The 15,104-nt window shown below is 34.3% G+C and carries 13 protein-coding genes; 1 reads left to right on the top strand and 12 read right to left on the bottom strand.

Annotated elements, in window-relative coordinates:
- Positions 1 to 52: 52 nt before the first annotated feature.
- Together BM253_RS02225 and BM253_RS02220 are read right to left on the bottom strand one after the other, a co-directional pair.
- Positions 53 to 1,963 carry an OmpA family protein gene (locus BM253_RS02225; RefSeq protein ID WP_091518390.1) on the bottom strand — a complete coding sequence of 637 codons (1,911 nt, stop codon included), beginning with the start codon at positions 1,961 to 1,963 and terminating at the stop codon, positions 53 to 55.
- A gap of 22 nt (positions 1,964 to 1,985) precedes the next feature.
- Positions 1,986 to 2,912: a PorP/SprF family type IX secretion system membrane protein gene (locus BM253_RS02220; RefSeq protein ID WP_091518387.1), complete on the bottom strand. Its 927-nt coding sequence runs from the start codon at positions 2,910 to 2,912 to the stop codon at positions 1,986 to 1,988.
- Positions 2,913 to 3,161: 249 nt separating this feature from the next.
- Between BM253_RS02220 and hflX the strand changes: the two genes are divergently transcribed.
- Positions 3,162 to 4,391 (top strand): GTPase HflX, encoded by a 1,230-nt coding sequence (gene hflX, locus BM253_RS02215; protein WP_091518384.1) that lies wholly within the window; start codon positions 3,162 to 3,164, stop codon positions 4,389 to 4,391.
- Between the two features lie 33 nt (positions 4,392 to 4,424).
- Here the strand turns inward: hflX and BM253_RS02210 are convergent, their stop codons facing one another.
- From BM253_RS02210 to BM253_RS02165, 10 genes are all read right to left on the bottom strand, one after another.
- Complete coding sequence (locus BM253_RS02210) at positions 4,425 to 4,847, bottom strand: hypothetical protein (protein WP_091518377.1); 423 nt, start codon at positions 4,845 to 4,847, stop codon at positions 4,425 to 4,427.
- A 16-nt stretch (positions 4,848 to 4,863) separates the two neighbouring features.
- Positions 4,864 to 6,762 (bottom strand): T9SS type B sorting domain-containing protein, encoded by a 1,899-nt coding sequence (locus BM253_RS02205; RefSeq protein ID WP_091518380.1) that lies wholly within the window; start codon positions 6,760 to 6,762, stop codon positions 4,864 to 4,866.
- Positions 6,763 to 6,949: 187 nt separating this feature from the next.
- Complete coding sequence (locus tag BM253_RS02200) at positions 6,950 to 7,372, bottom strand: hypothetical protein (RefSeq protein ID WP_091518377.1); 423 nt, start codon at positions 7,370 to 7,372, stop codon at positions 6,950 to 6,952.
- A 16-nt stretch (positions 7,373 to 7,388) separates the two neighbouring features.
- Positions 7,389 to 9,287: a T9SS type B sorting domain-containing protein gene (locus BM253_RS02195; RefSeq protein WP_091518373.1), complete on the bottom strand. Its 1,899-nt coding sequence runs from the start codon at positions 9,285 to 9,287 to the stop codon at positions 7,389 to 7,391.
- A 59-nt stretch (positions 9,288 to 9,346) separates the two neighbouring features.
- Positions 9,347 to 10,201 (bottom strand): DUF3078 domain-containing protein, encoded by an 855-nt coding sequence (locus BM253_RS02190; protein ID WP_091518370.1) that lies wholly within the window; start codon positions 10,199 to 10,201, stop codon positions 9,347 to 9,349.
- A gap of 14 nt (positions 10,202 to 10,215) precedes the next feature.
- Positions 10,216 to 10,725: a DUF2480 family protein gene (locus BM253_RS02185; RefSeq protein WP_091518366.1), complete on the bottom strand. Its 510-nt coding sequence runs from the start codon at positions 10,723 to 10,725 to the stop codon at positions 10,216 to 10,218.
- Between the two features lies 1 nt (position 10,726).
- Positions 10,727 to 11,050: an SUF system Fe-S cluster assembly protein gene (locus tag BM253_RS02180; RefSeq protein WP_091518362.1), complete on the bottom strand. Its 324-nt coding sequence runs from the start codon at positions 11,048 to 11,050 to the stop codon at positions 10,727 to 10,729.
- 4 nt (positions 11,051 to 11,054) lie between these two features.
- Positions 11,055 to 11,471, bottom strand: coding sequence for a SufE family protein (locus tag BM253_RS02175; RefSeq protein ID WP_091518358.1), 417 nt, complete (start codon positions 11,469 to 11,471; stop codon positions 11,055 to 11,057).
- Between the two features lie 77 nt (positions 11,472 to 11,548).
- Entirely contained in the window at positions 11,549 to 12,766 is a 1,218-nt protein-coding gene (locus BM253_RS02170; RefSeq protein WP_091518355.1) for an aminotransferase class V-fold PLP-dependent enzyme, read from the bottom strand.
- Positions 12,767 to 12,899: 133 nt separating this feature from the next.
- Positions 12,900 to 15,104, bottom strand: coding sequence for an L-type lectin family protein (locus tag BM253_RS02165; protein ID WP_091518351.1), 2,205 nt, complete (start codon positions 15,102 to 15,104; stop codon positions 12,900 to 12,902).

Genomic DNA, 15,104 nt, shown 5'->3' with positions numbered 1-15,104 from the left:
AAAGAAAAAGACCTCAAAAAATGAGGCCTTTTTAACTATATAATCTGTAAAATTATTTTTGTGTAATAATGAATTCCGAACGACGATTAATTGCGTGCTGCTCTTCAGTACAATTTTCACCACAATCGACTTTCGGTGCGCTTTCTCCATAACCACGAGCTTCTAAACGAGAGCCATTGATTCCTTTAGAGATCACATATTGCATTGTTGAACGTGCACGTTCGTCTGATAATTTTAAGTTGTATGTATCACTACCTCTATTATCGGTATGTGATTCTATTTTAACTTTCATACCAGGGTTACGTTGCATGATTTGAACTAATTTATTCAATTCAAACGCACCTTGCTGAGTGATGTTCGATTTATCAAATTCAAAGTAAATATCGCCTAAGATTATTTTAGTATCCTTAATCAACATTTCAATTGGGCGTAACTCCACATCGATAGGATATTTACCATTACCCCATTTCTGTAACTCAACATCTTTGCTTTCGTATCCTTCTGAACTTACCTGTAAAGCAAAAACCTTGTTACAGTCGGTATCATAACGTACAATTCCGTAAGCATCAGTAAAACGAGTTTCAATTACGTTTTTATCGTAATCTAAAATTGCAACCTGCGCATCTTTTAAAATAGCGCCTGTTTTTTGATCTTTAACCGTAATCACCATTTCTGTAACACAAACCGGACGAACTTTATAGATATCGTCACGACCTACACGGTTCGTTGATAAAAATCCGATTCCTTTCTCTGGATAATATGATAAGTGGAAATCATCTTTTGCGGTATTGATAGGATCACCGATATTGCGAACTTTTGCATTAGGATCAGTTAAATCGAACATATATAAATCCAATCCACCAAAACCTTTATGTGCGTTTGAAGCAAAAATCAATTTATCATCCTCTGAAATAAAAGGGAAAGATTCACGACCTTCGGTATTTACGATTGTTCCCATGTTTTCAGGAGTTCCGTATGTACCATCTTCGTTTAAAGCTACCTTCCAAATATCCATATCACCAACCGTTCCTGGCATATCAGAAGCAAAATATAATGTTTTACCATCTGGTGATACCGCCGGGTTACTTACCATGTAATTTGGTGAGTTGAATGGAACAGGCTCAATATCTGTCCATCTTTTTCCGTTATACTTTGCACGGTAAACACTTACTTTACCTTTCTTTAGACGGTTTTTCTTATCCTTTTCATATTTCCCGCCACGGAAACTTTCTGTAGCAAAAAACATTGTTTGACCATCAGCTGTTACAGTTGTAGGTCCATCGTGATGTTTTGTATTTAATTCATCAACTGGTTTAATGTCTTTAAATTTTTCTTCATCAGACACATACGTTGCTGCATAAACATTTAAGAAAGGCTGATTGTTCCAACCATATTTCTTTTTAGATTCATCACGTGCAGAAGCAAAATAAAGAGTATTATCTGCAGTTAAAATTCCACCAAAATCAGAAAACTGCGAATGGTTCATTCTACTGTCTTCAAAAGTAAACAAAGCTTCTTGGCTTCTTAATGCCGGGATATAATCAGGATTTTGCAAATAATCAATTGCACGAGAATCTTCCGGTTTTAAATCGGCAAATTTCTTCATGATTTTATTAGAAGTATCGTAACGCCCACTTGCCTTCAACATTTGTGCGTATTTGTAGTACACTTCTGCGTCTTGATTTGGATTTAATTCAATTGCCTTAGCATACCACTTTGCAGATTCTACTGTATTGAATAAATTATAATAAGTTTCTGCTAACTGCAAAACAACGTAACTGTCGGTTTTTTCACCACGCACCAATTTTTTATAATGCTCTGCTGCTTCAACAAATTCATATCTTTTAAACAAATTGTCGGCATGTTTTAAGCGTTCTTCCGAATTGTGAATGAAAGCCGTATTTTGTGCTTGCGCTGTATATAAGGAACCTATTAATAATAGAGATAAGTATATTTTTTTCATAATTACTATTTAGCAGATAATGTTAGAAGAAACGTGGTGAACTTGATACTTTTTTCTTGTAGAAAATATCAAATAAAAGAATTATTTCATGAGATCCGCTTGTGTTATAATTTAAGTCAGACGTAATATAATCATAAGCATATCCAACTCTTAATTTAGGAGTAATTCTGTAATTAACCATAGCTCCGAACGAATCTTGCAAACGGTAAGTTACACCAAATTCTAACTTTTCATTGTATAATGCATTTGCAGAAAGATCCACCGAAACAGGAGATTCAACCGCCATTTTTAACATGGTTGATGGTTTAAACTTCCATTCTTTATTAATATCAAATACATAACCTCCGGTTAAAAACATGTGAGCTACATCTGATCCGAATTTTCTGTTTCCCTTATCAATATAAGTGTTATTTAGCAAATTGGTAACACTGAAACCTGCGTAATATCTATTGGTAAAATAAAATGCACCAACACCCGCATTAAACAATGTTTCACTACTATCTTCTGCAAAAACAATATCTCCTTGATTTGGTAAAGTATAATTAATTTTACTAAAAAGACCTATTTCCTGCATAGTAACACCACCTTTCACACCCAATGCTAAACTGTGTCCTTGCCCTAAACGAATAGTATAAGAAACATCTACATTAACAGAATTTTCGGTAACAGGACCTATATTATCGTTCATAAAAGACAATCCAACTCCTACGTTTTTAGCTACAGGCGTATGCAAAAATGCTGTTGCTGTTTGTGGAGCACCTTCTACACCCAGCCATTGTGATCTATACAATATACCTGTAGACATATAATCATTGATACCAGCATAAGCCGGGTTTAAGATACTTTGATTGTACATATACTGCGTGTAATGAGGATCTTGCTGAGCAAATCCCTTTAAACTTCCCAGTACAATACAAACTACCGCAACAATACTTTTATTTATTTTCATAAAGGACAAATTTATATTTCAATGTTACAAAGATAATTTTTAATTTTTTTCAACATAAAACATGCTTACTTATTTCTTTCAAAACACCCTCTGTTAAGAAATTACTAAAATAACAATATTAATTTAATATAATCAAGATTTTTTTCAATATTTAAAAAAAAAACAACTATCGGGCTAACTAACAGCAAGCTATTACGACCTAATTTGATAAATTTGCAGTAAACCTAATATAACTTATACAAAAAAAATATGCTAGAAAAAGAAGAAATAAATTACGAAAAAGCGGTATTGGTTGGTATTGTTACCCAAAACCAATCAGAAGAAAAATTGCAGGAGTATTTAGATGAGTTAGAGTTTCTAACCCAAACTGCAGGGGGTGAAGTGGTAAAAAGGTTTACACAGAAAATGGATAAACCAAATCCTAAAACTTTTGTAGGTACCGGTAAGTTAGAAGAAATTGAACTTTATATTAAAGAACATAAGATTGACACGTTGATTTTTGACGATGAATTGTCACCGGCACAACAGAAAAATCTATCACGCCAATTAGATTGCAAAGTTTTAGACCGCACCAACTTAATTTTAGATATTTTCGCACAGCGTGCACAAACTTCCTACGCAAGAACACAGGTTGAATTGGCACAATTTCAGTATTTACTTCCACGTTTAACCGGAATGTGGACACACTTAGAACGCCAGCGTGGTGGTATTGGTATGCGTGGTCCGGGTGAAACCGAGATTGAAACCGACCGCCGTATTGTTCGCGACCGTATTGCCCTGCTGAAAGAAAAAATACGTACTATTGACCGCCAAATGGCTGTTCAGCGCAGTAACCGTGGTGCTATGGTTCGCGTTGCTTTGGTTGGATACACCAATGTTGGAAAATCAACTTTAATGAATGCTTTGGGTAAAAGTGAGGTTTTTGTAGAAAACAAATTGTTTGCTACTTTGGACACTACCGTTCGTAAAGTGGTTATTAAGAACTTGCCTTTCCTACTTTCTGATACGGTTGGATTTATTAGAAAACTGCCTACACAGCTGGTTGAATCTTTTAAATCGACTTTAGATGAAGTACGCGAAGCAGATTTATTGCTACATGTAGTTGATATTTCGCATCCTGAATTTGAAGATCATATTGAATCGGTCAATCAAATTTTAAAAGATATTAAAAGCGATGACAAACCAACTATTATGATCTTCAATAAGATTGATGCTTACAAAGCCGACGAATTTGATGAGGAAGATTTAATGATTGAACGTACCTCTAAACACTATTCTATAAATGAATGGAAAAACACGTGGATGAGCAAAGTGGGCGAAAACAATGCCGTATTTATATCTGCAACAGAGAAAGACAATTTCGAAGAATTACGCCACAAGGTTTACGAAGCCGTTAGACAAATTCATATTACCCGTTTTCCTTACAACAACTTCCTTTATCCGGAATACACAGAAAACGACGCAACAGAAGAACAATAAAAAAGGGAGGAACCTAAGTTCCTCCCTTTTATTCTATTTAGCTTTTATTCTATTTTGTAATGTAGTCCAAATTAAGTTCACATCGTACTTTTTTAAAAGTTCGTTTCTAACCGCTTGAATATCGTTACTCATTTTATCTATAGCTTCTTGTGCATTTACCATGCTGGTATAAGAATTTACAGCTTCTGTTGACGAAACAAATGACGTTTTTTTATAATTCTTATTTAACCACTTTTCTTTGTCTTTACTCTTACTAAACTTGTTTCGCTCTTTATGATCGGTAAAATTTGAATAAAAGTTTTGATTAGCTTGCTCATAATCTCGTCCAAGATTGGATGATCCCATTTCTAAATACGCTTTCTCGTATTTTAAAAACAACGCATCGCTTTCAATACCGCTTTGTGCGTATATATTGGATGAGGCTATTAAAATAATACTATATATAAGATTTTTCATAGTTTTAAAATTAAGATTATTTTACTTCGTACATCAATTGAATCCAATCTTGGTATTCGTAATTTCTTGTTTTAATATATAAGAAATATGTTCCTGATGGTAAGATCTTTCCGCTTGAATCCTGACCCATCCATTGTCTCTTGTATCCTTTACCATGTTCGTAAACAAGTTTTCCGTAACGGTTATATACTTTTAACTCTTGTACGTTATTGTACGTTAAATCTAAATAATCGTTGTCGCCATCGCCATTTGGTGTAATTCCTTTTGGATAGCTACAGTTTTCTACCATTAACAAATAACTTTTTACATCTTCACAAGCGTATTTATTTGTTTTCTTAACATACACTCGATAATAACCATGTTTTGTTATAACTTGGTTTTCGTTGACATTGGTCATTGTTTCTACCACAAAATTTGCATCTTCGTCTAAACGCTCCATTTTTAAGTAGAACTCATCGTTGGTTAGTACCGGAAGTTTATACTCTGTACATATATATACGTCGGTTTTTGGCAATACTTCTACAGGTGCTTTGATAATCATCGCTTCTATAATCTCAGGACATTCTTCTAATCCTGAATATTCTATTCGGATATAAAGCGGATTCTCTATTTCTTTTATTGGATATTCTCTGATATTTTTAATCTCATTCTCTTTATTATCGGCATCAAATTCTGTTTCGTAATAATAGAAACGCAATTTATTGATTTCTGCCTGTGATGCAGACTGACCGTCTTTAATGGCTCTTGTTAATAAATTTAAATCGTAGGTGTTTTGATTCTTATCACATACGATTGGCTGTAAATCTACCTGATCTATTTCTATTGCGGGTCTTAATCTAATTTTATAACTTTCTGTATAAGTATCTACACATGTATTAACTATTAATGTAGCTGTTACCTCTTTATACTCGTCAACAATTATATCCAATTCTCCTTCACAGTCATCTAATTCGGTATGTACAACAGTTCCATCTATATCGGTAACTGTCCATTGGGTATCGTACATACACTCGCCTGCAGGTGCAAAGCGCCATGATTCATTGGTGGCTGCCCATGAACCTACATTTCTATTTGGCGGGGAATACCCTTGAGTGTTAGTAATGTTTATGATACCTATTACTGCAGAAGATTCTATTGGATCATTTGAAGGACAATTATCATGCTGAATAATATTTACATCTATTACATTGGTTAATTCGTGTAATACAATTTGGTGAGATTGAAGAGGCACAGGTGGGGGACAGTTAGTTGGAAAAAGCCCTGCTGCTGGCATATTATGAAAGCTAATCACGAATTTTCTACAAGGAGCCGTTCCATAAACTTGATAGTTAACACTACCTGTTGGATAATTTGCTTTACTGAAATGTGTATGCTGGTAAGATCCAAAAATTGAATTTAAAAAATTATTATTAACAAGTCCGTTTGGCAATGGACCTGTAAAAACTTCATCCATAAATGAATGATACGTAGATGGAGAGCAATTACCATTTGGAGTAAATGTTACAGCACCATTGCTCCACACAAAAATATGTTCATATACCTGATTAAAATAACAAAATTTAAAAGGTAACTGTATAGGGCAGTCTGTTCTACAATCATAAAAATCCCAAGTAGGGTGTGACAATTCCGTACCGCCATTTATAGTTGGATCAGTAGGATACGGATTGTGTGCAAGTGGCTCTACTTGGTAAACATCTGTTCGACGAAGGTATTGTGTTTGAAAATTTGGTGTAACACCTATCTTCTTATTTTTACAAACAATATAAAAATCCGGGTCATCCTCATCTCTTAAGAATCTTGTATCAACATCAATTTCGCTAATGTCAATATTGAAGCATTCATAATCGGGTTGTGTTTTCTGTGCATACATGCTTACATTTGCAAGAAGCAGAAAGAAAAGTATTTTTTTAAACATAGTGGATAAATTTTACAAACAATTCGTTAAATTTAAACAAATACTTTATAAAAACAAAATTTAGATTTATTATTCCATATTTGTAGTAAATTATTTGGAGTCATTTAAAATTATATAAACAAATATAGTTCAGATATAAAAAAACCGCTTCAATTATGAAGCGGTTTTTGATTATCTGTTTTTTATTCTACTTAGCTTTGATTCTATTTTGTAATGTAGTCCAAATTAAGTTCACATCGTACTTTTTTAAAAGTTCGTTTCTAACCGCTTGAATATCGTTACTCATTTTATCTATAGCTTCTTGTGCATTTACCATGCTGGTATAAGAATTTACAGCTTCTGTTGACGAAACAAATGACGTTTTTTTATAATTCTTATTTAACCACTTTTCTTTGTCTTTACTCTTACTAAACTTGTTTCGCTCTTTATGATCGGTAAAATTTGAATAAAAGTTTTGATTAGCTTGCTCATAATCTCGTCCAAGATTGGATGATCCCATTTCTAAATACGCTTTCTCGTATTTTAAAAACAACGCATCGCTTTCAATACCGCTTTGTGCATATATATTGGATGAGGCTATTAAAATAATACTATATATAAGATTTTTCATAGTTTTAAAATTAAGATTATTTTACTTCGTACATCAATTGAATCCAATCTTGGTATTCGTAATTTCTTGTTTTAATATATAAGAAATATGTTCCTGATGGTAAGATCTTTCCGCTTGAATCCTGACCCATCCATTGTCTCTTGTATCCTTTACCATGTTCGTAAACAAGTTTTCCGTAACGGTTATATACTTTTAACTCTTGTACGTTATTGTACGTTAAATCTAAATAATCGTTGTCGCCATCGCCATTTGGTGTAATTCCTTTTGGATAGCTACAGTTTTCTACCATTAACAAATAACTTTTTACATCTTCACAAGCGTATTTATTTGTTTTCTTAACATACACTCGATAATAACCATGTTTTGTTATAACTTGGTTTTCGTTGACATTGGTCATTGTTTCTACCACAAAATTTGCATCTTCGTCTAAACGCTCCATTTTTAAGTAGAACTCATCGTTGGTTAGTACCGGAAGTTTATACTCTGTACATATATATACGTCGGTTTTTGGCAATACTTCTACAGGTGCTTTGATAATCATCGCTTCTATAATCTCAGGACATTCTTCTAATCCTGAATATTCTATTCGGATATAAAGCGGATTCTCTATTTCTTTTATTGGATATTCTCTGATATTTTTAATCTCATTCTCTTTATTATCGGCATCAAATTCTGTTTCGTAATAATAGAAACGCAATTTATTGATTTCTGCCTGTGATGCAGACTGACCGTCTTTAATGGCTCTTGTTAATAAATTTAAATCGTAGGTGTTTTGATTCTTATCACATACGATTGGCTGTAAATCTACCTGATCTATTTCTATTGCGGGTCTTAATCTAATTTTATAACTTTCTGTATAAGTATCTACACATGTATTAACTATTAATGTAGCTGTTACCTCTTTATACTCGTCAACAATTATATCCAATTCTCCTTCACAGTCATCTAATTCGGTATGTACAACAGTTCCATCTATATCGGTAACTGTCCATTGGGTATCGTACATACACTCGCCTGCAGGTGCAAAGCGCCATGATTCGTTGACTGCATTAAATGGAGTTAAATTTCTGTTTGGAGGAGAGTACGAAACGGTACCTGCTTGATCTATAATTCCTATAACAGCCAAAGATTCCCAAGCATCGTCTGCCGGGCAGTTATCGTGTTGAAAAACATTAACGTCAATTACATTTGTTAATTCGTGTAATACAATCTGGTGCGTTTGGTATGGAAGTGGCGCTGGGCAACGAAGCGGGGTAACCCCTGCTATATTTAACTCGAAAAAACTAATTACAAATTTTCGGCATGGTGCTGTTCCAACAACATGGTAATTTATACTACCATGAACGGTTTTATTTGCCTGAGCCCAATGTGTATGTTGATAAGTACCAAAAATAGAATTTCTATAAGCAGGTACTAAAAGACCTCCTGGCAGTGGACCACTAAAAGTGCTATTCATGTAGGAGATTCTTGTAGTTGGTAAACAATTAGAATTGTCTCTAAAATTTACAGCTCCGTTACTCCAAACATCTATGTATTCATAAGTCTGGTTAAAATAGCAAAATTTAAAGGGTAACTTTATAGGGCATAGTGTACGTGAATCATCCCAAAATCTAGGCCCTTCAATTTCTACACCACCGTTTACCGCAGGATCTGCAGGATACGGATTAAATGCAAGAGGCTCTACTTGATAAACATCTGTTCTACGAAGGTATTGTGTTTGAAAGTTTGGTGTAACTCCTATCTTCTTGTTTTTACAAACAATATAAAAATCCGGATCGTCTTCGTCTCTTAAGAATCTTGTATCAACATCAATTTCACTAATGTCGATATTGAAGCATTCATAATCGGGTTGTACTTTCTGTGCATACATGCTTATATTAGCAAGAAGAAGAAAGAAAAGTATTTTTCTAAACATAATGAATAAATTAATAGAATAATTTGATAAATTTAGACAAATACTTTAAAAATAAAAAATTAAAACATATAATTTAATCCAACGCCTAAAGTATGACGTGTTTGAAACCCTTTAAAAGCGTTGTCATCATACAATGCCTGAAATGTTAAATTTGTAGAAATGTACTTGTTTACCTTTAAAACAGCATTTAATTGATAGTCAATATCAACATTTTGCGGATCTTCTAAATAATTACTGTAAAGGTTTAAAATATTTTCAATGGTAAAGTTTTCCATTACTTGTACTTTGTAGTAGGCATTTACTGCTGCACCTAGTTCAAAACGCATGTTTTTACCTTGTTCTACACCAAACGATTCACTAAATTCTGTGAAATGTTTATGCACAAAAATAAAACGTGCTGTTGCGGGTGCTATGTTCACTTTTAAATTGTCGTTCTTTTTCCAAAGCATACCCAAACCTGTTTGCCAATAAGCTGGCGACATAAAATGCGAAATGCGTTCGGTTTCGTCTTTTGGGTTTAAACCGGTATCAAACTGAGTTTTAAAGTTGGTAAAAGCAGAGTAGTACCATTCCCCTTTGGCTTTTTTTCCTAAGATGGAATTAATTTCTAAACGGTCATCGGTTTTTCTTTGATCTTCGCCTTTAATTTTATTTATACCGTACATGGCTATAAACTTGTTATCCCAAACCCAATCGGCTTTTTTGTAGTTGATGTCATAATTTATCGAACCATTAATTGCCAAATTGTTCGATCCGCCTGCTTGCCATTGTGAAAAACTTGACTGGCTCCCTAAAACGGCAATGGCTCCTTTTTTGGTCCAATAAGTTGTATCTTTTACAACTTGGGCAGTTTCGGTTTGTGCGTAAAAAATCTGACCGACTAAAAATACACTTAATAAAATAATTTTTTTCATAACTTTTTTCTTTTCTATTTTTTTCTTTTAAAGATAGGTACAGCCGAACAAGCTTCGCCAAACATGATAGATCGTGCGTGATTCATCATTTTTTGGGTTGCCATTACGTAACCTTCTTCGGGAATTGGTTTTTTAGAACATCCCTTTATAATTACCGGTTGATTATCGTAAGCAGAAAAATCTAACTTATCAATTAATTGCTGATAATAGGTTATCATTAATTGATCTTGCGATCCCTGAACTACTGTTTTTGCAAACGGCTGTACGTATGACGATACCAACATAAATGCCCACGACGGTAAAATAGCATCGGTTGAACAGGTTATAGCCACCAATTTGTCTTGATAAACGGTAAAATCGAAATTCTTCAAGGCATCTCTAAATTCTTTTTCCTTTAGAATGAAACCTTGAAAAAGCCATTGCGATATATCTAAAACAACACGTTCTTCGGTAGGATAATAATCTTCCAAATCGAAAATTACCAAACTGCTTTGTGCTACTTTATTTACAATTTCCTCTTCCATTTTACAACATTCCTAATTCTAATTTAGCTTCTTCGCTCATCATTTCTTTATCCCAAGGTGGATCAAAAGTTAATTCAATCTCTACATCTTTCACTAAATTAATAGAGCTTACTTTTTCTTTCACTTCCATTGGCAATGTTTCTGCAACGGGACAATTTGGCGATGTTAGGGTCATTAAAATTTTAACATCGTAATTTTCGTTCACAAAAACATCGTATATTAATCCCAGTTCGTAAATATCAACCGGAATTTCAGGATCGAATATTGTTTTTAAGGTTCTAACAATATTTTCTCCTAATTCGTTTACATCTATTTGATCTTCCATATTATCAGTTGGCTTGAAGGGCGATTGCATATAATTTTATTTGTTTTAGCATGGATACCAGTCCGTTGGCACGCGTTGGCGACAAATGTTCTTTTAGTCCGATTTCATCTATAAAAGACGTGTCGGCATTCATTACATCAACAGCTTTTTGGTCTGAAAATGTTCTTATTAAAATAGCAATGATTCCTTTGGTAAGAATGGCATCGCTATCGGCAGTAAAAACAATTTTATCGTCTTTTTTTTCGGCGTGTAACCACACTTTTGACTGGCATCCGCGGATTAAATTTTCTTCTACTTTGTATTGATCTTCTATTATAGGAAGTGATTTTCCTAGTTCAATGATGTATTCGTAACGTTGCATCCAATCATCGAACATTGCAAATTCATCTACTATTTCTTCCTGTATTTCTTTAATTGTCATTTGTTCTTGTTTAACGTTTTTTGTTTAAGGTTTAAGGTTTTGAAGACTTTCGACATTTGACCTTAAGACTTTCCTTACTATTGCAACATCATTTGGGCTTTTTTCAACGCTTCGATCATTGCATCGATTTCTTCTTTGGTGTTGTAAAACGCAAACGATGCGCGAATGGTCCCTGGAATATCGAAATAATTCATAATTGGTTGTGCGCAGTGATGACCTGTGCGAACGGCGATTCCTAATTTATCGATAATCGCACCGACATCGTACGGATGAATTCCTTTAAAGTTAAACGAAATTACCGATGCTTTTTCTGCGGTTGTTCCGTAAAATTCAATTCCTTCTAACTTACTTAACTGCTGCATTCCGTAGTCTAACAACTCTTGTTCGTAAGCCGCAATGTTATCAAAACCAACTTCGTTTAAGTAATCAATTGCAACACCCAACACAATACCGCCGGCAATGTTTGGTGTACCAGCTTCGAATTTATGCGGCAAACAAGCGTAAGTAGTTTTTTCAAAGGTAACTTCCTTAATCATCTCGCCACCACCTTGATACGGCGGTAGTTTGTTTAACCAAACTTCTTTACCATACAAAATTCCTGTTCCGGTTGGTCCGCCAATTTTATGACCCGAAAAAACGTAGAAATCACAATCTAAATCCTGAACATCAGGTTTTAAATGCGGAGTTGCCTGTGCACCATCGATTAAAACAGCAGCTCCAACTTGGTGTGCTTTTTCAATAATGAATTTCACCGGATTTACTACTCCCAACGCATTTGATATATGGTTAACCGCAACAATTTTAGTATTTTTTGTCAATAGGTTTTGATACGCTTCCATATCCAACGAACCATCTTGCAACATTGGAATCACTTTTAATGTCGCACCTGAACGTTCGCACGCAAACTGCCAAGGCACAATGTTAGAATGATGTTCCAGATGTGATACAATGACCTCATCTCCTGCTTTTAAGATCTGACCAAAACCGTTTGCTACCAGATTTATTCCGAACGTTGTACCTGATGTAAACAGAACCTCGAAACTGTTTTTGGCATTGATGTGTTTTTGGATTTTTATGCGTGATTCTTCATATGCATCGGTTGCAACCTGACTTAAATGATGCACACCACGGTGAATGTTTGCATTGATTTCGTTGTAGTATTTTACTTCGGCATCAATGACAACCTGTGGTTTTTGAGATGTAGCGGCATTATCAAAATACACCAGCGGTTTTCCGTTTACCTGCTGATGAAGTATTGGAAACTGACTGCGTATTTTATTTATATCGAACTTCATAGAAACTTCTAAAAAAATTTATACAAAGATACTAATATTAAATCAGACGAAAGAACGATTGAAATTGGAATTTAGAATGGTTGTAAATAAAAACCACCTCGTTTGATTGAGGTGGTTTTGGAAATTGGTTAGATTAAAGTGATCTTGATTTATTTATCAAGATTGGATTTGTTATCATTTTACAGTTTCTAACAATAACGGTTATTTCTTTTAGCGGTCCTTCGCACACACCGTTTGATTGTGATACGTAATATTTATAAGTTCCTCTTTTTGCTGTAGGAGGAGTAAATGGTATATTTGATGGAACTCCGCCTTGGTTTAAATACCAAACCAACGTATTTCCAGTATCAGCAGTAGCCGAAAGAGGTTCTACCTGACCTAAACAATAATACACTGTACTGCTTGCGATTGTTGGTTGTGCAGGAACCGCCTTTATTATTTCACTAATACTATTATTGGCTGTATTTGGTGGTGAATAACTTGACTCTAAATTATTGCCATTATATGCTGTGTTTCCATTAGCTGAACGATATTCCACAGTTGAAGTATCTGTATAAGAGGTTGTGCCTGATGGCGGAGTTATTGTATAACGTATAGGATAAGGCAAAGCTGTACCACCGCCAGCCAATGTTTTATCGGCATCTGTATCACCTCGTGCTATATAAATATAGGTAGTAAAGCCAGTAGATGGTGTATTGTTTTGAGTAACTTTTGTCCATCTCGCTGTGTTTGATGTGTTAGTGAAGCTTGTAACAAAACCATCGGGTGTAGCGCTGTCATTATATGTAAAACCAGCAGGTATTACTTTAGTAACTACAATTCTGTTTTTATTATTATCATTACTACTACCTGTACGTCTATATTGAGCAGCAACAGCGCCCATATTTGCTACTTTTAGTTCATATGTATTTCCATTAGTAACATCAATACAATTAGCACCAATAGTTTGCTTTTGCAATAGTAAATCAACATTTTCTGCGATAACAGAAGTAGTAACATTTGCATAGTTATTAGCTAAATCGAAATCTTTATCTTGACCAGCAGGTAAAACACTTACCTTATTAACTAATAAATTATAGCTAGGTATTGCATTAAGAGTACCAACAACCGTTATTAAACCCGTTGTTTTAGGAGCAATTGTAACAGTTCCCTGAATTTTATTTTGATTTGTAACTATGTTTAAATTTGTGTTTGTAAAGTTGTTACTTGGTGTAACTGAGTTAATAGTAAACATAGATGTTGGTATAGCATTTCCATTAACATCAACCAATTCATCTAAAAAAGTGGCGTTTGTGTATGCTTGATCGGTATCATTTACAACTTCTATATAATATGTTATTCTATTTTCATTGCTTCCAACATTTACACTTCTTACAACATCTTTATTTGCTTTTTTTGTGACCCTTAAGTTATTTGGAGTTGTAATTAATAAATTTCGAATTTCATGATAGTTAAATCCTCCGCCTGTAGATGCGGCAAAACCTAACTTAAGCAATTCTGGTGGCACTTGGTTAGAATTGAAATCCAATAATGGTGTAAAGTTTATATCATTAATGTTTTGTTTCCATCTAACAATGATTCGGTAGGTTCCTGATGGATTGGGTACAACTTCTAATTGTACCCTTCTATAGAATTGAGCATCTGTTGGCCGTGTATTTGTAATTGTATTAAAATCTATTTCATTACGTGCGCGCACAGCGTCTAACCCACCTGTTTGTGTACCCAAAGGAACATGATTTAAGTATGGATTTGTGGTTGCAGGATCGTTTGTGGTTGCGCCTCTAATAGTAATTGCATTTGCAACTACACCAACACCTCCAACCCGTCCTTCATTAGCATTAGAAAAGTTACCGTAAGCATCAAGACCAACACCAATATAACCGCCACTGACACCTGTACTAACGTTCCCGCCAGTATTGGGAGCATATCCTAAAGATCCACCATATCCGCCTAAAAGAAATGGAACATTTGCATCAAATAAGAAAAAACTTAATCCATCTGCGCCATTATAGTTTCCGTCTGAAGCATTTCTCCACATTTTATATTCAAAATCAACCAGCAACCCTAAGGTTGAAGGGAAAGATCGATCAATATAAGCATATCCTCTTTGGTTTCCCAAAGCTTTTGTAATTCTTAGCCAACCAGAATTAACAGGATCATCTACTCCAGAAGTAAAATATGCTTCCCCTTGATTTGCTACATTTGAGCCACCTACTTTAACATCTGATGACCCACTTCCCCTAAAATTATCGGTAATTGTAAATTGAGCATTTGAAAGTTGGCATAAAAACAAAACAATAACTAAAGAAATACATCTTTTAAAATTGAATTTAAACAT

Origin of the sequence: Paenimyroides ummariense, from assembly GCF_900115115.1 — a bacterium.
Taxonomy (GTDB): domain Bacteria; phylum Bacteroidota; class Bacteroidia; order Flavobacteriales; family Flavobacteriaceae; genus Flavobacterium; species Flavobacterium ummariense.
Note: the sequence above shows the minus strand (reverse complement) of the source record. Positions and strands in the feature narration are given on the sequence as shown.

Bases quoted from the DNA above. Each gene is read 5' to 3' on its own strand.
- BM253_RS02225 (WP_091518390.1), bottom strand. From the start codon at position 1,963: ATGAAAAAAATATACTTATCTCTATTATTAATAGGTTCCTTATATACA.
- BM253_RS02220 (WP_091518387.1), bottom strand. From the start codon at position 2,912: ATGAAAATAAATAAAAGTATTGTTGCGGTAGTTTGTATTGTACTGGGA.
- hflX (WP_091518384.1), top strand. From the start codon at position 3,162: ATGCTAGAAAAAGAAGAAATAAATTACGAAAAAGCGGTATTGGTTGGT.
- BM253_RS02210 (WP_091518377.1), bottom strand. From the start codon at position 4,847: ATGAAAAATCTTATATATAGTATTATTTTAATAGCCTCATCCAATATA.
- BM253_RS02205 (WP_091518380.1), bottom strand. From the start codon at position 6,762: ATGTTTAAAAAAATACTTTTCTTTCTGCTTCTTGCAAATGTAAGCATG.
- BM253_RS02200 (WP_091518377.1), bottom strand. From the start codon at position 7,372: ATGAAAAATCTTATATATAGTATTATTTTAATAGCCTCATCCAATATA.
- BM253_RS02195 (WP_091518373.1), bottom strand. From the start codon at position 9,287: ATGTTTAGAAAAATACTTTTCTTTCTTCTTCTTGCTAATATAAGCATG.
- BM253_RS02190 (WP_091518370.1), bottom strand. From the start codon at position 10,201: ATGAAAAAAATTATTTTATTAAGTGTATTTTTAGTCGGTCAGATTTTT.
- BM253_RS02185 (WP_091518366.1), bottom strand. From the start codon at position 10,725: ATGGAAGAGGAAATTGTAAATAAAGTAGCACAAAGCAGTTTGGTAATT.
- BM253_RS02180 (WP_091518362.1), bottom strand. From the start codon at position 11,050: ATGGAAGATCAAATAGATGTAAACGAATTAGGAGAAAATATTGTTAGA.
- BM253_RS02175 (WP_091518358.1), bottom strand. From the start codon at position 11,471: ATGACAATTAAAGAAATACAGGAAGAAATAGTAGATGAATTTGCAATG.
- BM253_RS02170 (WP_091518355.1), bottom strand. From the start codon at position 12,766: ATGAAGTTCGATATAAATAAAATACGCAGTCAGTTTCCAATACTTCAT.
- BM253_RS02165 (WP_091518351.1), bottom strand. From the start codon at position 15,104: ATGTTTAAATTCAATTTTAAAAGATGTATTTCTTTAGTTATTGTTTTG.